We start from the raw sequence: 22902 nt of genomic DNA, 5'->3' as shown, positions 1-22902 counted from the left end.
AGGCAGAGCCTCGCAAAGGATCCTCATTTATTTATTGCTTCCAATATACGGGCCCACGAGCGGATGCCTTTGTGGAAGCTTTTGACGTCGTATTTCTCGTTCGGCGAGTGGATGGCATCATCGTCATTGGCATACCCAACCAGCATCGAATCCAGCCCCAACACTGTATTGAAATATCCAACCACCGGGATTGATCCGCCCATCCCGGTGAAAACGGCCTCGCGATTCCACTCGTCCGAAAGTGCTCCGCGGGCCGCTTCGAATTCTGGGCGGCTAAGGTTCATCACGGAAGCAGGCGAGCCTTCGAGATCACTGTCCCAGACCACTTTAGCATCCGTAGACAGGCGCTCTTCGACATGTTTGCGGATCCTTTTGCGGAGCGCGTCCGGGTCCATGTCGCCGACCAGGCGGCAGGTGATCTTGCAATGTGCCTCGGACGGGATAACGGTTTTGGAGCCCGCGCCGTTGTAACCTCCCCAAAGGCCATTCACTTCGAGCGTGGGTCGCGCCCATTGTTGTTCCAGCGTGGAATAGCCTGTTTCACCGTGCGGCTCGGTATAGCCAACCGAATTCAGGTATTCCGTTTCATCGAACCCGCAATTCTCCCATTGGCGCAACTGCTCGGCCGGGACTTCGTGTACGCCTTCGTAAAAACCTTCGACTGCGACGCGGCCGGTTTCTTCATCATAGAAGGATGCGACGATGCGCGACAGTTCCCGCAGCGGGTTCAGACCCGGCCCGCCATAGTGGCCCGAATGCAGGTCGATGCGGGGACCGATGATTGTGAATTCATCCTTGAGCATGCCGCGCAATTGCGACGCTATCGAAGGCACCCCCCGCGACACCATCGAAGTATCACAGACCAACGCGAGATCCGCCTGAAGCTCGGATTTGTTTGCTTTGAGAAATGGCACGAGCGAGGGCGACCCGGATTCTTCCTCACCTTCGAAGAAAAACGTGATGCGGCAGGGCAGGGTGCCATGCACTGCTTTCCAGGCGCGGCAGGCCTCGACGAAGGTCATCAGTTGGCCTTTGTCGTCAGAAGCGCCGCGCCCGCGTATCACCTGTCCGTGTGGAGTGTCTTCCAAAGCCGGATCGAAAGGATCGCGTGTCCACAGCTCCAGCGGATCGACAGGTTGCACATCATAGTGCCCATAGAACAGAACATGCGGCCCACCGCTGTCCTCACCGACATGGCCAACGACCATGGGATGTCCCGGAGTTTCGCGCTTTTCGGCTGCAATACCGATACTTTTCAGATCCGCCACCAGCCAATCGGCAGCCTGGTCGACTTGGTCCTTGAAGGCCGGGTCAGTCGAGATGGAGGGAATGCGCAGAAACTCCATCAGGCGGTCGATGGAGGTGGTCAGATCGGTATCGATCCGGCTCAGTACAGCGTCAAGCGACATAGGGGTCTCCTGGGAAGGTCTTGAAATTGGACAGAGCCTATCAGCATGGGCGGTACCGTCCAGCAGGTTTCTGTGCTGGATCTGGGGGAAAGGCCTGCGGCGTTTCCTCGCGTCTTGTGGTCGTAACTTTGCTTGTCGGTTTAGGCGTTTGGCGTTATTTGATGCAAATCAAAGTTGGGTTCGGCTGTTCGGCTGTAGGCCAGTTGGACAGATGAACGCGACGCCATACTTCCAGCCCGGCTTGTGAAGTGGCGAAAAAAGTCGCCCGGGGCTATAATAACCGGGCATCCAAGGAGGGTCCGTTGGACTATACTGCTCAGCTCGATACAGCGATTGCCAGGCTGCATGACGAAGGACGTTATCGGACCTTTATCGATATTGAACGTCGGAACGGTCATTTTCCGCATGCGGTACGGACTTGTCCCGATGGTTCGCAGCAGAACATCACCGTGTGGTGTGGCAATGATTATTTGGGCATGGGTCAGAATCCTGTTGTTTTGGAGGCCATGCACGAGGCGGTGGAGGCCGCAGGCGCAGGCTCGGGCGGGACGCGCAACATTTCAGGCACGACAGTCTATCACAAACGGCTGGAAGCTGAATTGGCGGACTTGCACGGCAAAGAAGCCGCACTGCTATTCACCAGTGCCTATATCGCCAATGACGCGACACTCAGCACTCTGCCAAAATTGTTCCCCGGCCTGATTATATATTCCGATGCACTGAACCATGCGTCGATGATCGAAGGCGTGCGCCGCAACGGGGGTGCCAAACGCATCTTCCGCCACAATGACGTGGCACATCTGCGTGAGTTGCTTGAGACTGATGACCCTGCAGCCCCCAAGCTGATCGCGTTTGAGTCGGTCTATTCGATGGATGGCGATTTCGGACCCATTGAAGAGATTTGCGATCTGGCCGATGAATTCGGTGCTTTGACCTATATTGATGAGGTTCACGCGGTTGGCATGTACGGCCCCCGCGGCGGGGGCGTAACCGAGCGTGATCGGTTGGCGCATCGCATTGACATCATCAACGGAACGCTGGCCAAAGCCTACGGTGTCATGGGTGGTTATATCGCCGCCAGCGCTAAGATGTGCGATGCCATCCGGTCCTATGCGCCGGGCTTCATCTTCACTACCTCGCTGCCACCTGCGGTTGCGGCAGGGGCGGCAGCCTCGGTGGCCTATCTCAAGCGCGCGCCTGAACTGCGCGAGCAGCACCAGACCCAGGCCAGCATTCTTAAGCTGAGGCTGAAAGGGCTTGGCATGCCTCTGATTGATCACGGCAGCCACATTGTGCCGGTGATCGTTGGCAACCCAGTCCACACCAAGAAGTTGAGCGATATGCTGCTGGATGACTATGGTATCTATGTGCAGCCAATCAATTTCCCGACCGTTCCGCGCGGCACCGAACGTCTGCGGTTTACGCCATCTCCGGTGCATGGACCCGACGAAATGAACCGTCTGGTGCAGGCGATGGACGAACTTTGGTCACATTGTGCGCTAAATCGCGCCGAACTTGCTGGATAACCTCACGCTAAAGTGTGCAACGAGTTTGCTGCGTGTTAAGCTTACGCTAACAAAAGAAGCGGACGAATCGTTATAGGGGCGATTCGACGTTTGCGCGTAACACGCGACAGGCAAAGATGGGGCAGCAGGAATGATTGGGCGCAGATCACAGCGCGATTCCGAAGAAGACATGGACGTCAGACCCAAGGGTTTTGATGACTATGAGGTACGGCTTGGCGATGTCATGCGCGGCGAACGTGCAACGATGGGCAAGTCGCTTCTGGATGTGCAGCGTGAACTGCGAATCAAAGCCAACTACATCGCCGCCATCGAAAATGCAGATCCCGATGCCTTTGACACACCCGGCTTCATCGCCGGGTATGTGCGTTCATATGCCCGCTATCTGGGCATGAACCCCGATGAGACTTTTGCGACCTTCTGTCAGGAAAGCGGTTTCGAGGTTGCGCATGGCATGTCGGCTGAGGCGTCGGTGGTCAAAAAGGCGCAAGGTGGAGTGCCCTCACGCGGGCCGATGGGACGTGATCCGTTTGTCTCGCCCAGTACGCCTTATATACCGGGCCGCGAATCCGTAGTCAGCCAGATTGAACCGCGTGCTATTGGATCGACGCTGGTGCTGTTGGCCGTCATTGGCGGCATCGGTTATGGGGGCTGGTCGGTTTTGAACCGCATTCAGCAGGTGCAGGTCAGCCCGGTTGAGCAGGCCCCCGTCGTGCTTACAGACCTTGACCCGCTGGATGCCGCACAGGCCCGGCCCGAGGGAACCGAACTGGCCAGCGCCGAGGTGCCAAGCTCTGAAGCGCTGGATCGTCTGTATCGTCCGCAGGCGCTTGATGTGCCGGTGCTGGTGGCGCGGGATGCGCCGATTTCCACCCTTGATCCGCGCAATGTCGGAACGTTCCGCGCGCCTGAACCTCCGCAAATCAAAGTGACCGAAGTTCATACGGTTGAACGCCCGGCCTTGCCTCAAGTGGTTGAAAAGCTGGAAACGACGCTGAAGATCGTGGCCGTGAACCCTGCTTGGATGCGTGTCACGGCAGCCGATGGCAGCGTGATTTTCGAAGGAACTCTGGGCACCGTTGAGCAGGGCAGCACGTTTGAAGTGCCGCTCACCGAGGAACCCCCGCAACTGCGAGCAGGAGCTGCGGGGTCGGTCTATTTCTCGATGAATGGCGAACATTTTGGTCCTGTGGGCGCGCCGGGTACGGTGGCCAAAGGTGTTGTTCTGTCAAAAGATGCCGTTGCAGAAACCTTCGCAGTTGCCGATCTTGAGGCCGATCAGAACAGCGCACTCAAGCAACTGGTGGCCGAGTTGCAGACCGAGGCGGCAGAAGCGCCCGCCGAGTGATCTTGGCATTGCTCCCCAAGGGATGGCGAACTATCTAAGGGTCAATTCAGGCTGATCCGGATCGATCCTCATGTCGCTCAATCACGTGCGCCCCTGGCGCAATATCTATCGCCGCAAATCCCGCCAGATCATGGTTGGCAATGTGCCCGTCGGAGGTGACGCACCGATTGCCGTGCAGACCATGACCAACACGCTGACCACCGACGTGGCTGCGACCGTGGCACAGGTGCAGGCGGCGGCAGAGGCGGGGGCGGATATCGTGCGGGTCTCGGTCCCGGATGAGGCCTCGTCAAAAGCGCTGAAAGAGATCGTGCGCGAAAGCCCTGTTCCTATCGTGGCTGATATTCATTTCCACTACCGTCGCGGAATCGAATCCGCCGAGGCCGGTGCGGCCTGTCTACGGATCAATCCGGGCAATATCGGCGATGAAAAACGGGTGAAAGAGGTCATCAAAGCCGCGCGAGACCACAATTGCTCGATCCGGATCGGGGTGAACGCAGGGAGCCTGGAAAAGCACCTGCTTGAGAAATACGGCGAGCCGTGCCCCGAAGCGATGGTCGAGAGCGGGTTGGAGCATATCCGTATTCTCGAAGACAACGACTTTCACAATTTCAAGATCAGTGTGAAGGCCAGCGACGTATTCCTGTCAGCGGCGGCTTATCAGGGCATTGCCGAGGCGACGGATGCGCCCATCCATCTGGGCATCACCGAGGCCGGAGGGCTGGTCAGCGGCACCATCAAATCGGCCATCGGTCTGGGCAATCTGCTGTGGATGGGCATTGGCGACACGATCCGCGTCAGCCTGTCTGCTGATCCGGTGGAAGAGGTCAAGGTCGGCTATGAGATCCTGAAATCTCTGGGCCTGCGCCATCGCGGCGTGAACATCATCTCATGCCCCTCCTGCGCGCGACAGGGTTTTGACGTAATCAAAACGGTTGAGGCGTTGGAGCATCGCTTGGAACACATCAAGACACCCATGAGCCTGTCGATCATCGGCTGTGTCGTGAACGGTCCGGGTGAGGCGCTGATGACCGATGTCGGTTTCACCGGTGGCGGGGCAGGCTCGGGCATGGTCTATCTGGCAGGCAAAGCCAGCCACAAGATGTCAAACGACCAGATGATTGATCACATCGTTGAAGAGGTCGAAAAGAAGGCAGCAGAGCTGGATGCGGCAGCTGAAGCTGCTGAGTAACAAGGCCTATGCAACAGGCATTTGCTGTGTTGCGCAGTGAATGCCGCCGCCCAGCTCGCCCAATACGTCGACATTCAATGCAATGATCTCGCGCCCGGGGTAGTGACGAGCTAGGGCCATCTGTGCAATCTCATCGGTTTCGCGGTCTCCGAACTGGGCCATCACGATGCCGCCATTACAAACATAGTAATTCGCATAAGACGCCACGAATTCGGGATCGTTAACTCGGCGCCTATTGGGTTCAGAGATCACCACAACCTGCAATCCTTCGGCGACGAGACGGTCATGAGTATCAAGGGCCGCGACATGAAACGGATCATCCATATCCGGCTCGTCTGGCAGGTTGATCAAAACGCGCCCAGGGCCGGTGAAGCGCGCCAGACTGTCGATGTGGTAATCGGTGATATCCTCGCCCCAGACCCCATCAGACCAGACCATGCGGTCAGCCCCATAGGCTGCCAGTAATCGGGATTCAATTTCGTTGCGTGACAGGTCTGGATTGCGGTTCTCATTCACCCACGAGCTTTCATGGGCCATGATCAACCCATGCCCGTCTTGTTCTACACCACCGGCCTCGCCCCTCAAGCCGGACGGAAGCAGGAGTAGGCCGAGGTGATCGGCAACCTTACTGGCGATTTGCGCATCGTGTTTGTGCACCTGTTTCCGGCCCCAGCCGTTGAACTGGATATGACTGACCGCAATCCCGCCTCGATTGTCGATCACGAAGATTGGACCTGCGTCGCGGCACCACAAATCTTCGGTTGGAACATCCCAGAGCTCGACTGATGAGGAAAGTTTTTGACGCGCATCCGCATGGTGCTTTGCCGCCGCAAGCATTGTCACGGGTTCAAAGGCGGAAATGGCGTTCGCGATTTCCGCGATGGTTTGTTGCACCATATCCAGAAAGATCTGGTCACGGTAAACTTTGCGGCTGACCGGCCATTGCATGAATGTGCGTTCGTGGGGCGCTTCTTCCGCTGGTACAAAGAAGTTTGAAGTGCGCTGAGCGAGGGTTTGCTTAGACAGGCCCATAAAACTCAGCGCGCCTCCAGTGAGTAAGAGGTTCCGTCGATCCATGCTGGAAACCTACAGTGATGACTTAACCCTGTTCTGCCCGAACTCCATTTGCGATCTGGAGCATTTGGTCTGCGGGCAGGTACCCGCGCATCATTTCGGTGCCCAGAACAAAGGATGGTGTGCCTGAAATCCGCAGCTTTTGCGCCAGATCGCGGGTTTTTGCGATTTCTTCGGTGACCTCATCGCTGTTCATTGCCGCGATGATCGCGTCGCTGTCCAGACCCAGCCCATCTGAAATCCGGCGCAGGGTCACCTCGGAGGGCTCGCCGCTGAATTCCAGCAGAGCGTCATGCACCTGCTTATAGGCATCGTCTCCCGCCACCTGTTTTGTTGCGATGGCAAAGCGGGATGACGCTACAGAGGCATCGCCCAGGATCGGCAATTCCTTAATCACAAGACGGATATTGCCGTCCTCGGCCAGCAGGGTGGCCACTTCGGGCACGGCGCGCCGGCAGTAACCGCAACGGTAGTCCATGAACTCGACCAGAGTAACATCGCCGTCCGGATTGCCACCGACCCAGCTGTAACCGTCATTAAAAAGCTCGTCAGCGTTGGCCGCGACGAGCTCCTTGTCAGCCTGAGCCTCGGCAACGGCATTGCGTTCCTCAAGGATGTTGATCGCCTCGAGGATCACTTCGGGGTTTTCCAGAAGGTACTCGCGCACTTGTGCGCCAAACTCGGCCTTCTCGGCGTCGCTCATCGCGTTCAATTCCAGCGCCTGCGCAGGACCAGTGATCAGGGAAAGACCCAATAGGGCCGGTGCAGCATGTCTCAGGATCATTTCCGTTTCCTCTTTTTCTTCTTCTTTGCGCGCTCCGAGGCAATCAACACATCCTGTGCCCTTTGCCAACCCGGAGAGCCTTCGGGGAGCTGTGCAACAGCCCGTTTAGCATGTATGCCCGCATCATCAAGTCGGCCCTGCAGCGCATAGCGTTCTGCAGTCACCGCAGACGCCATTCCGTTGTTGCCCACCTGCGAATAGGCAGAACCCAGATCCTGCATCAGCCGGGCATTGCGATAGTCGCGTGCGCGCGCCTTTTCAAGCACTTGCAGGGCTTTCTTCGTCTTGCCATCCGCCAGCAAAGCACGTCCGTAACCGGCGAGGATCAGGGCATTGTTGGGCGCCATATCAACGGCTGCACCGTAGGCATCCACAGCTTCGGGCACGCGCCGGTTCTCCAATAGAATCTGGCCCTTCAATTCATAAAAAAACGGATCGTCAGGGCGAATCTCCAGCGCACCATCGATTGCGGCGCGGGCACGGGCGAGATCGCGATTTTGATGATGGGCCGATGCCTCGCGCATCAGGCGTATGTCACGATCTTTTTCTTCGCCCGCGCGACGCATGGTCCAGGTCGGGGATCGAAGAAAGGCTGACAACTTACCTTTGATCCGCGCGAACCAGTAATCGGCATTTGCGTTTTGCTCTGCCTTGTCGCCGAATTCGTTCAAAAAAGCTTCGGCCGCGCGCAAACGTTCGCGGCTGGTAGGGTGTGAGCGCATGTAGGGGTCTTGATTGACGGGGTTCAACAGCTCTTGCCCCGCGAACTTACGGTGCAGGTTGACCAACCCGCGCGGAGATACTCCCGCCCAACGCAAATAGCTGGCAGCACTTCGATCCGCCGAGGCTTCTTCGGCCCGCGTATGGCCTAGAAAGCTGCGCAGCGCCGAGGCTTGTGTGCCCGCTGCAATTCCTGCTGCAGCTTCTCCGCCACCTGCGGCCGCGGCTGCAAGCGCTAAAAGCGTCCCAAGCTGCGCATTACGTTGCGCCGCGCGCAGGTTCTCTGAGCGTCTGGCCAGGTGGCCGTTGGCGATGTGCGCGGCCTCGTGTGCGATCACCGCTTGCAGCATCTCGGGCGTATCGACGCTTAGGATCAAGCCATAGTTGATATAGATCGTGTTATAATCGATCACGAAGGCATTGAACGTACCATCATTGACGATCAGTACGCGCACCCGGTTGGTGTTCAGGCCAGCGGCCCGCAGGATCGGAAAGGCGAGCTCTTGCAGCCCGTGTTCAATGTCGGGATCGCGGATAAGGCTTTGCGCGCTGGCCTGCATGGCGCTGATCGACCATGTCACTGCCAGCAGCAACACGGCCGGGATTGACGCCAGCCGGGATAAGCGTTCAAAAGCCATGGCTGCAACATGGGAGATGGCCATGAGAAACTCAACCCGTTCCGGGGTCGATCCCTTCATCGTGATGGACGTGATGGAGGCCGCGCGCAAGGCGGAAGAAGCCGGGCGGCATGTCGTTCACATGGAAGTAGGTCAACCGGGGACCGGCGCACCCAAAGGGGCAACCGAAGCATTGGCGAAGGCCATGGAACAAGGGCCGCTTGGGTATACGGTGGCTTTGGGTTTGCCCGCTCTTCGTCAGCGGATCGCGCAGATGTATGGTGAATGGTATGGCGTTGATCTCAATCCAGAACGGGTGGTCATCACACCGGGATCATCGGGCGGGTTTTTGCTCGCCTTTACCGCTCTGTTCGACAGCGGTGATCGGGTGGGGATTGGTGCCCCGGGATATCCCTCATATAGGCAAATCCTGAAAGCATTGGGTTTGGTGCCGGTAGACTTGCCGACAGCACCGGAAAACCGGCTGCAGCCGGTGCCCGCCGATTTCACGGGGCTTGATTTGCAGGGATTGATGGTTGCCTCGCCTGCCAACCCGACTGGGACAATGCTGGATCATGCGGCGATGCAGGCGCTGATCGATGCGGCGCACGGGCAGGGTGCATCGTTCATCAGTGACGAGATTTATCACGGGCTGGAATACGAGGCCAAGGCCGTCACTGCGCTCGAGCTGACGGATGAGTGCTATGTGATCAACTCATTCTCCAAGTATTTCTCGATGACCGGTTGGCGCGTTGGCTGGATGGTTGTGCCCGAAGATCAGGTACGGGTGGTTGAGCGGATTGCCCAGAACATGTTCATCTGCGCGCCTCACGCCAGTCAGGTGGCCGCATTGGCAGCTATGGATTGTGACGACGAATTGCAGGCCAATCTGGATGTATACCGCCGCAATCGTTTGTTGATGCTGGACGGGTTGCCCAAGGCCGGATTTACCAATATCGCACCCCCGGATGGGGCGTTTTATGTTTACGCGGATGTCTCAGACTTGACCGACGACAGCCGGGCATTTGCAGCCGAGATTCTCGACAAAGCCGGGGTTGCCGTGACGCCGGGGCTGGATTTCGACCCGGTGCGCGGGCACACGACGCTGCGATTTTCCTATGCGCGATCGACCGAAGACATTCAGGAGGGGCTGGATCGGCTGCAACGTTTTATGGCCAAGCGAGGTGCGATCCCGCAATCGGCCTAAAGCGTTCACAAAGGCGGCGTCATGCGATAGGCTCTGCCTCAAACGATCTCGGGATAACTTGAGGCCATGAGCAGGATTTTCTACGCAATCGCCCTGATCTGGGCGTTGAACGGTGTCGCTGTCGCGCAGGACTTCAGCGCGCTCGCACGCGTCCTTCCGGACCAGAGCGGCATCGTCGATGATGGCAATACCGGCGTAAGGGTCGAACTTGGGCTGACTCAAGGCGTGCCATACCGCGTGTTCACGCTGCGCGATCCATACCGCGTGGTGCTGGATTTCCAAGAGGTCGACTGGTCTGGCCTGAACCGCGAGACCTTTCTGCAAACCAGCCGGATCAGCGGTGTTCAATTCGGCGCATACGTGCCCGGTTGGTCGCGTCTGGTGTTGGAGCTGGGCGCTCCGCTGGCGGTGGAAACAGCTGATCTGCGGGTTGATCAGGCGACGGGCACTGCTCAACTATCGCTGCACCTGAAAGGCACTGATTTTGACAGTTTTGCAGCCAGCGCAGGTGCCCCCCGTCAGCCTGGCTGGGATTTGCCGGAACCCGCAGTGACACCGGCAATGCCGCGGCGCGACGGCGTGCGGGCGGTACGGGTCATGCTGGATCCCGGGCATGGCGGCATTGATCCCGGGGCAGAATTCGCTGATACCAATGAGAAAACACTGATGCTGACCTTCGCGCGAGAGCTGCGAGAGGCGCTGCTGCGTACCGGCGGTTTCGAAGTGGTGATGACGCGTGTTGACGATCAATTCGTCTCGCTCGAACGCCGTATCTCGCTGGCACATCAGGCCGGGGCCGACGTGTTTATCTCACTGCATGCGGATTCGCTTTCCGAAGGGCTGGCGCATGGGTCGGTCGTGTACACTCTTTCAGAGGAAGCTTCAGACGTTGCCAGTCAAAAGCTGGCCGAACGGCATGACCGGAGTGATTTGATCGCAGGTATTGATCTCAGCGGTGCAGACGATCAGGTCGCTGATGTGTTGCTGGATCTGGCTCGGCAAGAGACCGTACCACGCAGTAGCGCACTGGCGCGCTCGCTGGTGGATGGAATGACGCAGCAGGGAGGCCCGATGAATCGTCGTCCGCTACGTTCTTCGTCGTTTTCGGTGTTGAAGGCAGCAGATATCCCGTCGGTTCTGGTTGAGCTGGGTTTTTTGTCCAGCCCGCGCGATTTCAAGAACATCTCTGATCCAAACTGGCGCGCATCCATGGCGCATGGGCTTGTGCAGGGGCTTGAGAACTGGCGTCGGGACGATCTGGTGAAGCGATCTCTGATCGGACAATGACGCAGCGGCGCAAAACAGCCATTGTAGCCTTTCGTGTTTTGACCCTGCGCAGGGGCGACACTATATAGGCGTCATCGCGAGTAAAAGGCAGTAACGTGATCCGGTTCATTCTTTCGTTCTTCGGGGCAATTTTCAGTCTCGTGACCTTAGGTATTTTTATGGCCGCGCTGGTCGTTGGCGCGGTGTTCTGGATGTATGGCCGAGACCTGCCCAGCCACGAGTCATTGGCACAATACAAACCACCGACGATCAGCCGGATTTACTCGGGTGAGGGCCAGCTGATCGACGAATTTGCGCAGGAGCGCCGCCTGTTTACGCCGTCCGAGGAAATTCCCGATCTGGTAAAACAGGCCTTTATCTCGGCGGAAGATAAAAACTTCTATACTCATCAGGGTTATGACCCGCGTGGGATCATTGCTGCCGGGGTCGAGGCAGTGCGCACTAAAGGCGAAACCGTTCGTGGTGCGTCAACCATCACGCAGCAGGTGATGAAGAACTTCCTTTTGTCCGGTGATCGCCGGGCCGAGCGCAAGATCAAGGAAATTATCCTCGCCACCCGGCTTGAGGATACCTTGGACAAGGAACAGATCCTCGAGCTGTATATGAACGAGATCTTTTTGGGCCAGAACTCTTATGGTGTGACCGCTGCTGCGCAGACCTATTTCAACAAAACTCTGCAGGAACTGGCCCCGCATGAAGCCGCGATGCTGGCGGCGATGCCCAAGGCACCATCGGACTACCATCCTGTGCGGCAGAAAGAACGTTTGCTGAACCGCCGCAACTATGTGCTGCGCGAGATGCAGCAGAACGGCTATGTCGATCAGGCCACCTATGAGACCGAAGTCGAGATGCCTTTGCGTTCGGTTCAGAACGGGGATTTTGAAAGCTTCCGCACTGCACTGCCGCCGCGTGACTATTTCACCGACGAAATCCGTCGCCAGTTGAGCGAGGATTTTGGCGAGGGTGAGTTCTTCACTGGCGGTTTCACCGTACGCGCCTCGGTGGATGAGGAAATGCAGGTCGAAGCGGCGAAAGCCCTGCGCACGGCGCTGCAGAAATACGACCGCTCTCGTGGGCGGTGGCGCGGCACAGGCGAGGTCATCGCCGAGGAGAAGCTGGCGGATGAAGCACAGTGGCGCGAGGCGCTGGCGATCATGGAAATCCCCCGCGACGTGGTGCTGCCGACGCAGTGGTATCCTGCCGTTGTTCTGAACGTGGCCGACCAATCCCTGACCGTCGGGATCGAAGATGGCCCAGCAGATGGCACCGTCCCGCGCGAAGACATCAAATGGATGCAGGGCAACTTCCAGGACAATTTCAAACGCGGCGATGTCATTCTGGTAATGGCTGGCGAAGAGGGGCAGTGGTCTGCCCGTCAGGTGCCAGAAGTGCAGGGCGGCTTTGTCGCGATGGACGTAAATTCGGGCCGTGTTCTGGCGATGCAGGGTGGGTTCTCGTATCAGGACACCGTGTTCAACCGCGCCACTCAGGCGCAGCGCCAGCCCGGGTCCAGCTTCAAGCCATTCGTTTATGCCGCTGCTCTGGATAGCGGATACAGCCCCGCGACGATCGTTGTGGATGCGCCGATCGAGGTGAATACACCGCAGGGCCTGTGGCGTCCCAAAAACTCGACGAACAAGTTTTACGGTCCAACGCCCTTGCGTACCGGGATCGAACAGTCGCGGAACCTGATGACCATCCGTCTGGCGCAAGAAGTCACAATGCCCGTGGTCGCAGGTTATGCCGAGCGGTTTGGCGTTTATGACCGGATGGGTGCGTTCCTTGCGAACTCGCTAGGGTCTGAAGAGACTACGCTGTACAAAATGGTCGCTGCCTATGCGATGTTCGCCAATGGTGGCGAGCGGGTTGAACCCACACTGGTTGACCGTATTCAGGACCGGTTCGGCAAGACCATCTATCGCCATGACGATCGCCAGTGCGTCGATTGTAACTCTAGCTGGCTTGAGCCTGATGAGTCGCCCACGATCCTCACCGATCGCAGCCAGGTCATGGATGCCATCACCGCCTACCAGTTGACGTCGATGATGAAGGGCGTGGTTGATCGCGGCACTGCATCACGTGTTGTGAACCTGCCCGTGCCCACAGCGGGCAAGACCGGCACCACGAACGAATCCAAGGATGCGTGGTTCATCGGTTTCACCTCAAATATCGTGGCCGGTTGCTACATCGGTTATGACCGCCCGCGCCCTATGGGCCGAGGAGCCTACGGCGGCACCTTGTGCGGTCCTGTGTTCCAAAGCTTTATGGAAAAAGCAGTCGAGAAATACGGCGGTGGCCCGTTCGAGGTGCCTCCGGGTGGCCATTTCATCAAGATTGACCGTTTCAGCGGCGCGCGCCTGCCAGAAGACGCGAGTGGAGAATATGTGGTCGCCGAGTATTTCCGTGATGGCGTGGATGGTTTTATCGATCGCGTCTATGACGGTGGCTTCGCGATGGGATCTGACCTGCCGTTGTTTGAAGAGGCAAGTTCGGGCCGTCAGGTGACCACCTCAACCGGGGATACGATCACCGTTGGCCCCAATGCCAGCCAGGGCGATCTGCAGGGCGGCGGGCTTTACTGATCCGCCCAAGTTTCCCGGCTCAGTCGTCTTGTGGTACCTCGCACCACTTGCTATCACGCACACCTGATTGAGCAAGTTGGGACCTGACCATGCGCGCCGAAACCCAGAATATTGTGGCGGAAATCGAAAAGTCGCTGGAGCTGCTGGCGCAGCGCATGGACTATGAAACAGCGCCGCACCGGTTGGAGGAATTCAACGCGCGTGTTGAAGATCCGAACCTGTGGGACAATCCCGAGAACGCGCAGAAATTGATGCGCGAACGGCAGTTGCTGGTCGATGCCATCGAGACCTACGAATCCATCAAGACCGATCTCAGCGACAATATCGAGCTGATCGAACTGGGCGAGATGGAAGAGGACGAAGAGGTCGTAACCGACGCCGAAGAAGCGATCAAAAAGCTGCAGACCAAGGCCGCAAAGAAAGAGCTTGAGGCGCTGCTTGATGGCGAAGCGGACGGCAATGATACCTTCCTTGAGATCAACTCGGGCGCAGGCGGTACGGAAAGCTGCGACTGGGCCTCGATGCTGGCGCGGATGTATGTCCGCTGGGCCGAGAAAAAAGGCTATACGGTCGAACTGCAATCCGAGACAGCGGGGGAAGAGGCGGGGATCAAGTCCGCCGCCTACAAGATCACTGGCCACAACGCCTATGGCTGGCTTAAATCGGAAAGTGGCGTGCACCGTTTGGTGCGTATCTCTCCGTTCGACTCGGCGGCCAAGCGGCATACCTCGTTCAGTTCGGTCTGGGTTTATCCTGTGGTGGACGACAATATCGAGATCGAGGTGAACCCATCGGATATTCGCGTTGATACCTACCGGTCCTCGGGCGCGGGTGGTCAGCACGTGAACACGACGGACTCGGCGGTTCGGATTACGCATATTCCAACCGGAATTGTGGTGACCAGTTCCGAGAAATCGCAGCACCAGAACCGAGATATTGCCATGAAGGCGCTGAAATCACGGCTGTACCAGCAAGAGCTGGATCGCAGAAACGCCGAGATTAACGCCGCCCACGAAGCCAAGGGTGATGCGGGCTGGGGCAACCAGATCCGGTCTTACGTGCTGCAGCCCTATCAGATGGTCAAAGACTTGCGGACCAATCACGAGACATCGGACACCAAGGGTGTGCTGGATGGTGATCTGGATGGTTTCATGGCGGCGACACTGGCCCTGAATGTCTCGGGCAAAAGCCGGTCCGAGGCACAGGGCGACGGCTAATTGCGGCAGTCCCTGACCTCGGCTGTGAACCTGATCAAGGGCCACTGGCAATTGATCGCAATTGTCGCGTTGGTGTTTGTGTTCTGGAACACGATGCTGGTGCTTCCGTTGAAAATCCTGGTTGTGTTCCTGCATGAGCTTTCGCATGCCGGTGCCATTATCCTGACCGGTGGTTCGGTTGAAAGTTTCTCGGTCTCTCCACAACAAGGTGGCCTGGTTATTGGCCGAGGAGGCAATCGGTTTGTCAGTCTGTCAGCGGGATATCTTGGGTCCTTGATGCTTGGGATGGGCCTGCTGATGATCGCCCTGCGCACCAATGCCGATCGGGCTGCGCTTGGTCTCTTTGGGGGAGTCATGCTGATTGTTGCGCTCCTGTATATCCGGGAACCGTTTGCCATGGCGTTCAGCGCGGGCTGTGGAGCGGTGATGCTGGCCACCGCGTGGTTCCTGAACCGCAACCTGTGTGATCTGATTCTACGGGTCATCGGGCTGACCAGCATGATCTACGTTCCGTTTGACATTTTCGATGACACGATCCGACGCGCGGGATTGCGATCAGATGCATATATGCTGGCTGAAGAATTCGGCGGAACCACCATGATGTGGGGCGGGTTGTGGCTGGTGCTTAGTCTGGTGATGATCGTCTTTGGTCTGAAGAATGTGCTGGGCCGCAATAGCAATGTGCGGATCGACCTCAGGATCAGATGATGCGCGCTCTTGCGCCGCTCTTCTTCGCGAAATTCTAAAAAGATACATTTAAACAGTGGCTTTAAATGGTCCGAGCACGTCGCTAGGCTGATGACGAGCAGCCAAAGGACCAACCCGCATGGATTTGACCAGAGCATCCGCGACGGACATTCTTGACGCCTTGTCCCGCCGACAGCTTTCAGCTGCAGAACTGATGCGCGCGACGCTGGATCGGATCGCCCAGGTGAACGGTGAGGTAAACGCGATTGTCGCGCTGCGGGATGAAGACGCTTTGATGGCCGAGGCGCGGGCGGCGGATGCCGCGTCACCTCGCGGCGCGCTGCACGGGTTGCCGATAGCGGTGAAAGATCTGGTAAATGTGGCAGGGATCACTTCGACGCAGGGTTCGCCATTGTTCAAGGATCATGTGCCGCAAACTGACGATCTGCTGGCCGCCCGGCTAAGGGCTGCTGGGGCAATTCTGATCGGTAAGACCAACACGCCGGAATTTGGACTGGGTTCGCACACGTTCAATCCTGTCTATGGTGCAACACGCAACCCTTATGATCCCACGAAAACCTGTGGAGGTTCGTCGGGCGGTGCAGCAGTGGCGTTGGCGACGGGAATGCTGGCGCTGGCGGACGGCTCGGACATGATGGGCAGCCTGCGCAACCCGGCCGCATGGAACAACGTATACGGGTTCAGGCCAAATTGGGGGCGCGTTCCGTCTGAGCCAGTGGGGGACGGTTATCTGCATCAGCTTTCAACTCTGGGGCCTATGGCGCGCAGCCCTGAAGACATCGGGCTATTGCTTGACGTCATATCCGGCCCCGATCCAAGGATGCCATTAAGCACAGAGGTCGAGCGCGTGTCGCCCGTTCAAGCGGCTGATCTGACAGGGATGCGCATAGGCTGGTTGGGCGACTGGGGCGGGGCGTTTCCGTGCGAAGAGGGTATCCTCGCGCTATGCCGCGATGCGTTGCACGTTTTCGAAGAACGCGGTGCGCGCGTTGAGGCGCTTGCACCACCGTTTGACGCGGACCTGATCTGGGACAGTTGGATTACTCTGCGCTCCTGGTCAGTGGCCGCAGGGTTGGAGCCTTTGGCCAAGAAGAAATCATCACTCAAAGATACCGCGCAATGGGAGTTGGAGCGCGGCCTGGCGCTCAGCGCGATGGATGTGCACCGGGCCAGTGTGAACCGGTCTGACTGGCACAAGCGGGCGGTGGAGCTTTTCGAAGACTATGACGCCTTGGTGTTGCCCGCAGCGCAGGTCTGGCCGTTCGAACTTGAAACGCCGTACCCAACCGAAATCAAGGGGCAGGGGATGGATACCTACCATCGCTGGATGCAGGTCGTGACACCCGTCAGCCTTTTGGGGTTGCCCTGTCTGGGTGCGCCTGTCGGTTTTGGAGCACAAGGGCTGCCGATGGGAATGCAGCTGTTCGGTCCGCGTGGTGCAGATGCGCGGATCTTGTCGATTGGGGCGGCATATCATTCTGCAACGCTTTGGCCTCAGAAACGACCCGCCATGTAGAACAACCGCCCGGGAGGAGAAAACAAGAATGGACAAACCCTTTGGTGTGCCGACGCTGAAACCCGTTGATACCGCGATGCTGAAAGAAGCGTTACGCCGAGCTTGGCAGGATTATCGCCGCGCGCCGCTTTTCGGACTTCTGTTCGCAGGCTTCTACGTGCTGGCCGGGTGGCTGATGGCGTGGGTCACGCTGCAGACGGGAACGTCGTTCTGGCTGGTTTTGGCCGCGATCGGCTTTCCCCTGATCGGGCCGTTTGCTGCCGTGGGATTATATGAGGTCTCGCACCGGCTGGAACAGGGTGAGCCGTTGAATCCCGGTGCGATCTTCGGCGTGGTCATACAGCAAAGCCGAAGGCAACTGCCGTCGATCTGCGCCATTATCGTGGTGATCTTTCTGTTCTGGTTCTTTCTGGGCCACATGATCTTTGCCCTGTTCATGGGGCTGTCGACGATGACCAATATTTCAACATCATTTGAGGTGTTCCTGACCCCGAATGGGCTGAGCATGTTGGTACTGGGCACACTGGTCGGGGCCGTATTTGCAATCATTCTGTACATGATCACCGTGCTGTCGATTCCTATGCTGCTGGATCGTGAGCTGGATTTTGTGACCGCGATGATCACCAGCTTTGCCTATGTCAAAGCGAACATGGGTGTGATGCTGGCGTGGGGGGCCTTCATCGCGATCATCACTTTTTTGGCGATGATCCCTTGGTTCCTGGGCCTGTTTATCGTCCTGCCTTTGCTGGGGCATGCCAGCTGGCATCTTTATCGCTTGATCTTGGACAACGATCCGTCCGGGGCTGCTCAGCCGACACCCTCTTAAATCTGTCCGTTTAAGTCAGGCCCTGATGAATTGTGCGCCTTTCGGGCCGATTGCAGTGCTGCGGACAAATCATGCCCAAGGTGATGCAGCGTAAGCCGTCTTACATCGGATCCACTGCCACCGGCCAACCGATACACATAACCCGACCATTCCTGAGGTGCCCATTCAGGCGGAAGGTTCAGAACCATCATTCTGCAATCCTGTGCGCCGGGCCGGGACATCAATGCGCAGACTTGTCCGCCGATGTGAGAAACGATGCCCTGAACCTCACGCATGGGCGCGGAGCATTTCGGCATATGGGACAAGGGCTCATAGCTGCGCAGCAAGGTGCAATGCCTAATGCGGCGGATAAACAGCAGCCGGTGCAGTGTTGGTTCGCGTCGGTTTGGCGGGGCCTCAGCGGCGTGATAAAATCCGGTCGCCATGGTTTTTTCTGACCCGGTGACGAGAAATCGATCGATGATTTCTGATGCGGGATGAGCGGCGACCGGTTCTATTTCATCCAAAGGTTTCAGCAGGATACGCGCGTCGATATCGAAGAATCGACACATCCGGTCCAGCACATCCGGCCTGGGAAAACTTTCACCTGACAGATAGCGATTAAACTGCGTTCGATTGATGCCCAATTGGCGGCAAAGCTCTGAAACCGACCGATAACTGTTTGCGAGCTGCCTGAGGTTGGCTCCGAACATGCTGCGCAATTCTGCGGGGCTGCGATTGATGTCGGTCACTTCTGTCCCAGATTTCCGTTTGTATCTTCAGCAAAAACAGGTTTACGGCGGCACAGCGACCGCGCAGTACTCAGAAATCGTAAAGTTGACCCCAACGGGTGCTGCAAAGCGCCTCGCTACGCGTCACAGGCTAGTCTGATGATAAGCAAAATCAATTGGCTTTTAGCCTATTTGCATGATCTTTTTCATGCTGTTGCTCATATATGATGAACGCATTAAGCCTTTTTGACGTTAGCAGGGCACCATGGCCAAGCAGGCCGCCGCCCCAAAATTGAATTCAGTCCCAGGGCGGAAATGGAGCTTAGTCACCGCGCAACAGGGCTGCAACTCCGGTACGGGCGATTTCAATCAAGCCAAGAGGGCGCATCAGATCGGCAAAGGCATCGATCTTGTCCGGTGCACCGGTGATCTCGAAGATGAACGAATTCAGCGTACTATCGACGACATTGGCCCGGAAAATGTCGGCCAGTCGCAGGGCTTCGACCCGTTTGTCGCCTTCACCGACAACCTTTATGATCGCCAGCTCGCGCTCGACCGAAGCACCTTCGACGGTCAGATCATGCACGTCACGGACCGACACGATGCGTCCAAGCTGCGCCTTGATCTGCTCAATCACTTGCGGGGTGCCGGTGGTGACGATGGTAATTCGGCTGAGATGCCCGGTATGGTCAACCTCGGCAACCGTTAGACTTTCAATATTATAGCCACGACCCGAGAACAGACCAATTACGCGGGCCAGAACCCCCGGTTCGTTTTCAACCAGCACCGCGATCGTGTGTTGTTCCTGCACGTCCGAGAATGTTGGGCGTAGGTTATATGCAGAATGGCGGGTGGAGCCTTTGACGATGTTTAGCGGAGTCATTGATAGACCTCATCTTGGACATAAGTTTCTTCGGGCTTTCGTAGCGCAGAGATCAGCGCTTGGAGGCAAACTACGCAAGCCAGTATTAGGATCGGGGCAAACACGAGGCGCAAAGACAATATCTCGGTCATCTTGAAAAGCACCATATGTGTTGCTGGTCCGATACCGATCCACATTGCGGCGGCCAGTACCAGACGCCATGGAGAAGTTGTCAGGACGCCAGCTCGAAGCAGGAACAATGCAACGATTGCAAGCAGCCCAGATTCATAGAACCAGAAGTACGGTGTAGACATGGAAATACCCAGAAAGAGCACCGCTACCCGCAAGTCAAAACCTACCCTTGGGCTGCGCCATGCAACGAAGACTGCAATTCCAGACAACACTGTCAAAGTCCATTGCATCGCAAGCGCGAGCGTTTCTGGCACACCGATGCTGGCCAGCAAGGAATAAGGGCTAAGCATGACCGTATTCAGGTGGATTGAGCTTCGTATCTCTTCAAAGTGAACGCCCATCATGTTGCGCATTTCGGTCCAATAATCGACGCCAACGACCAGAGTGGCCAGAACGGACAAGACCACCGTCGTGACCGTTGCTGATATGATCGTCTTCCACGCACCGCTTGCCAAAAGCGCAAGCGGTATGAGCAGGCCGAGTTGGGGTTTAAGCGTCAGCAATCCAATAAAGAACCCTGCTAGTACGAAGCGGTCGTTCTTTAGCGCCGCTAGTGCGGCCAGAAGGCCTGCTGCCCAAAGGGTTGTGGTCTGCCCCATATACAAGTTTGGCAACATGGCGGGGGAGAGTGCAAAAGCAAACCAAACCGGTACGATTCCGCAGGAAAATGGCCGCACAGCAAGAAACATCGCGACAATTGAAATCGCTGTGAAAATCGCCCAAGCCGGAGAAAACGACAATGCCCCGAGTGGTTGGAGTGCGACAAGGAATGAGGGAGGATAAGACCAAGGCATCCAATCGTCTTCCTTGGACGCTTCGTGTATTTCCGACAATCTGTCGATATCAAATGCCGCAAGCGGTTCGCCTAAATGCGCGAGGTGACCTGCAGCCCAGAACACCTTGAAATCAACGGATAACGCCATTTTTCCTTGATCAACAACGGCATACCAGCCTGTGCCGACCCAGAACAATATCAACGCTAGAACGAAGAGTGGAACCATGAGCCCCACTTGCCAACCGCGACGGCCGGTGAATATCGACAAATTCTCTTCCGGGCTCGAAGCTCTGGCTGAGAACTGACTGCGGAGATCACGCATGATCTAACCCTTTTTCATGTCACGTGCGGCGACCTTAGCTCCGGCATTTGACCTAGATGTGGCAAAGCGGTGCTCAAACGAGCACAGCTCCACCAGCTTGAATAACACCTTGCGTTTCGGCTTCGCCCAGCAGCATCTCATTGTGGGCCTTGCCCGATGGGATCATCGGGAAGCAATTCTCGTGCTTTTCGACCACGCAGTCGAAGATGACCGGACCGTCGTAATTGATCATCTCCATGATCGCGTCGTCCAGATCGGTCGGGTCGGAACACAGGATACCCTTGGCACCAAAGGCTTCAGCGAGCTTGACGAAATCAGGCAGGGCCTCGGACCACGAATGCGAATAGCGTTCGCCGTGCAGCAGTTCTTGCCATTGTCGTACCATTCCAAGCCGCTCGTTATTCAGAATGAACTGTTTCACGGGCAGGCGGTATTGCGCGGCCGTGCCCATTTCCTGCATGTTCATCAGCCACGAGGCCTCACCAGCCACGTTGATGACCAGCGCATCGGGATGTGCCATTTGCACACCGATCGAGGCGGGGAAACCATAGCCCATAGTGCCCAGCCCGCCCGAAGTCATCCAGCGGTTGGGGTCTTCAAATCCCAGGTATTGCGCCGCCCACATCTGGTGCTGTCCAACCTCGGTCGTGACATAGCGGTCATATTTCTTCGTCAGCTCTTCAAGCCGTTGCAGCGCGTATTGCGGCTTGATGGTCTTCTCGCTGTTTGTGAAGGCAAGGCAGTTGACGTTGCGCCATTCGTTAATCTGGTCTTGCCACTGCTTGATATTGGCAGCGTCTGTTTTGCGACCGCGTGCTTTCCAGACTTTCAGAATATCCTCAAGCACGTGGGCAACATCGCCAACTATTGGGATGTCGACACGGATAACTTTGTTGATCGACGAAGGGTCGATATCTACATGGGCTTTGATTGAGTTCGGCGAGAACGCATCGATCCGGCCGGTGATACGGTCATCAAATCGCGCGCCGATGTTAATCATCAGATCGCAATCATGCATCGCCATGTTGGCCTCGTAGAGCCCATGCATCCCAAGCATACCGATCCAGTTTTCGCCCGAGGCCGGATAGGCCCCAAGCCCCATCAGAGTCGAAGTGATCGGAAAGCCGGTTGCATCCACCAGTTCGCGCAGCAGCTGGCTGGCAGCTGGACCAGAATTGATAACGCCACCACCGGTATAGAAGACTGGCTTCTTTGCGGTCTCGATTGCTGCAACAAGCTCCGTGATTTCTTCCAGATCGCCCTTCAATACCGGCTGATAGTGAGAGGTCGACGGTTTTGGCGTCGTGTATTCACCCGAGGCGAACTGAACGTCTTTCGGAATGTCAACGAGCACGGGGCCGGGGCGACCGGAAGTGGCCACATGGAAGGCTTCGTGCATAGTTGCCGCCAGCGAGTCCGTATCCTTCACCAACCAGTTGTGCTTGGTGCAGGGGCGCGTGATGCCCACAGTGTCTGCTTCCTGAAAGGCGTCAGAGCCAATCATGAAGGTCGGAACCTGACCGGTCAGAACAACGATCGGAATTGAATCCAACAACGCATCGGTCAAGCCGGTCACGGCATTGGTCGCGCCAGGACCGGATGTGACCAAAGCAACGCCCGGCTTGCCGGTCGAGCGGGCATAGCCTTCGGCAGCGTGTACCGCACCTTGCTCATGCCGTACCAGAATGTGACGGATGTCATTTTGCAGAAAGATCTCGTCATAGATCGGTAGGACGGCGCCACCGGGGTATCCGAATACCGTGTCCACGCCCTGATCCTTGAGGGCCTGAACCACCATCTTTGCGCCGGTCATCTCACGTGTCATCTGCTTTGCTCCGTTCGCGACATGTGTCTTGCGTGTTGCCAAAAAAAAGCCCCCGAGATTTTCGGAGGCGCATGGGTTCGATTATGGTTTACCGTTACAGGCCCATGCGCGTGTTTCCTACGATTACGACTAGCGCTTTCATCGCCAGAGGCTCCTTCTTTGCGTGCAGGGACATTATGGTTGAGGGGAAGGGGCGTCAACAGGCA

The 22902-nt window shown here is 57.2% G+C and carries 18 protein-coding genes; 10 read left to right on the top strand and 8 right to left on the bottom strand.

Features of this window, described 5'->3' with window-relative positions:
* Positions 1-23 precede the first annotated feature (23 nt).
* The gene (locus ACR0BI_RS04335; protein ID WP_480561363.1) at positions 24-1409 is read right to left on the bottom strand and encodes a dipeptidase; all 1386 of its coding nucleotides are present in this window, start codon (positions 1407-1409) and stop codon (positions 24-26) included.
* Between the two features lie 302 nt (positions 1410-1711).
* Between ACR0BI_RS04335 and hemA the strand changes: the two genes are divergently transcribed.
* The 3 genes from hemA (at position 1712) to ispG (ending at position 5472) form a co-directional block, all read left to right on the top strand.
* The gene (gene hemA, locus ACR0BI_RS04330) at positions 1712-2935 is read left to right on the top strand and encodes a 5-aminolevulinate synthase (protein ID WP_170646341.1); all 1224 of its coding nucleotides are present in this window, start codon (positions 1712-1714) and stop codon (positions 2933-2935) included.
* A gap of 130 nt (positions 2936-3065) precedes the next feature.
* Positions 3066-4280: a helix-turn-helix domain-containing protein gene (locus ACR0BI_RS04325; RefSeq protein WP_480561364.1), complete on the top strand. Its 1215-nt coding sequence runs from the start codon at positions 3066-3068 to the stop codon at positions 4278-4280.
* Positions 4281-4350: 70 nt separating this feature from the next.
* On the top strand, positions 4351-5472 hold the full coding sequence (gene ispG / locus ACR0BI_RS04320) for a flavodoxin-dependent (E)-4-hydroxy-3-methylbut-2-enyl-diphosphate synthase (RefSeq protein WP_170396552.1): 1122 nt from the start codon (positions 4351-4353) through the stop codon (positions 5470-5472).
* 6 nt (positions 5473-5478) lie between these two features.
* On the opposite strand, the gene ACR0BI_RS04315 is transcribed toward ispG, so the two are convergent.
* From ACR0BI_RS04315 to ACR0BI_RS04305, 3 genes are all read right to left on the bottom strand, one after another.
* Positions 5479-6504, bottom strand: coding sequence for an agmatine deiminase family protein (locus ACR0BI_RS04315; RefSeq protein WP_480888625.1), 1026 nt, complete (start codon positions 6502-6504; stop codon positions 5479-5481).
* Positions 6505-6571: 67 nt separating this feature from the next.
* Positions 6572-7330 carry a DsbA family protein gene (locus ACR0BI_RS04310; RefSeq protein ID WP_480561366.1) on the bottom strand — a complete coding sequence of 253 codons (759 nt, stop codon included), beginning with the start codon at positions 7328-7330 and terminating at the stop codon, positions 6572-6574.
* Entirely contained in the window at positions 7327-8712 is a 1386-nt protein-coding gene (locus ACR0BI_RS04305) for a M48 family metalloprotease (RefSeq protein WP_480561367.1), read from the bottom strand. Before ACR0BI_RS04305 ends, ACR0BI_RS04310 begins: the two co-directional genes overlap by 4 nt.
* Between ACR0BI_RS04305 and ACR0BI_RS04300 the strand changes: the two genes are divergently transcribed.
* From ACR0BI_RS04300 to ACR0BI_RS04270, 7 genes are all read left to right on the top strand, one after another.
* Entirely contained in the window at positions 8711-9874 is a 1164-nt protein-coding gene (locus ACR0BI_RS04300; RefSeq protein WP_480561368.1) for a pyridoxal phosphate-dependent aminotransferase, read from the top strand. The two genes, ACR0BI_RS04305 and ACR0BI_RS04300, sit on opposite strands and share 2 nt — an antisense overlap.
* Before the next feature lie 66 nt (positions 9875-9940).
* Positions 9941-11161 (top strand): N-acetylmuramoyl-L-alanine amidase, encoded by a 1221-nt coding sequence (locus tag ACR0BI_RS04295; protein WP_480561369.1) that lies wholly within the window; start codon positions 9941-9943, stop codon positions 11159-11161.
* Positions 11162-11256: 95 nt separating this feature from the next.
* Positions 11257-13743 carry a penicillin-binding protein 1A gene (locus ACR0BI_RS04290; protein WP_480561370.1) on the top strand — a complete coding sequence of 829 codons (2487 nt, stop codon included), beginning with the start codon at positions 11257-11259 and terminating at the stop codon, positions 13741-13743.
* An 89-nt stretch (positions 13744-13832) separates the two neighbouring features.
* Positions 13833-14960, top strand: a complete 1128-nt coding sequence (gene prfB, locus ACR0BI_RS04285) for a peptide chain release factor 2 (RefSeq protein WP_170566005.1) — start codon at positions 13833-13835, stop codon at positions 14958-14960.
* Positions 14961-15668, top strand: a complete 708-nt coding sequence (locus ACR0BI_RS04280; protein WP_223117911.1) for a M50 family metallopeptidase — start codon at positions 14961-14963, stop codon at positions 15666-15668. It abuts the gene before it with no gap.
* A 118-nt stretch (positions 15669-15786) separates the two neighbouring features.
* Positions 15787-17184 (top strand): amidase, encoded by a 1398-nt coding sequence (locus tag ACR0BI_RS04275; protein WP_480561371.1) that lies wholly within the window; start codon positions 15787-15789, stop codon positions 17182-17184.
* Between the two features lie 28 nt (positions 17185-17212).
* The gene (locus ACR0BI_RS04270; protein WP_170396570.1) at positions 17213-18010 is read left to right on the top strand and encodes a DUF2189 domain-containing protein; all 798 of its coding nucleotides are present in this window, start codon (positions 17213-17215) and stop codon (positions 18008-18010) included.
* On the opposite strand, the gene ACR0BI_RS04265 is transcribed toward ACR0BI_RS04270, so the two are convergent.
* The 4 genes from ACR0BI_RS04265 to ACR0BI_RS04250 form a co-directional block, all read right to left on the bottom strand.
* A complete protein-coding gene (locus ACR0BI_RS04265) occupies positions 18007-18702 on the bottom strand; it encodes a helix-turn-helix domain-containing protein (RefSeq protein WP_223118269.1) in 696 nt (231 codons plus the stop codon). The two genes, ACR0BI_RS04270 and ACR0BI_RS04265, sit on opposite strands and share 4 nt — an antisense overlap.
* Positions 18703-19042: 340 nt before the next feature.
* Positions 19043-19603, bottom strand: a complete 561-nt coding sequence (gene ilvN / locus ACR0BI_RS04260; protein ID WP_170396580.1) for an acetolactate synthase small subunit — start codon at positions 19601-19603, stop codon at positions 19043-19045.
* Complete coding sequence (locus tag ACR0BI_RS04255; RefSeq protein ID WP_480561372.1) at positions 19600-20871, bottom strand: glycosyltransferase family 87 protein; 1272 nt, start codon at positions 20869-20871, stop codon at positions 19600-19602. The genes ilvN and ACR0BI_RS04255 overlap by 4 nt, the downstream gene beginning before the upstream one ends.
* 73 nt (positions 20872-20944) lie before the next feature.
* Entirely contained in the window at positions 20945-22696 is a 1752-nt protein-coding gene (locus ACR0BI_RS04250; RefSeq protein ID WP_480561373.1) for an acetolactate synthase 3 large subunit, read from the bottom strand.
* Between the last annotated feature and the right edge of the window lie 206 nt (positions 22697-22902).

This window comes from Ruegeria sp. E5 (assembly GCF_056534105.1).
The sequence above is the reverse complement of the archived record's forward strand: the minus strand, read 5'-3'. Positions and strand labels throughout refer to the sequence as shown.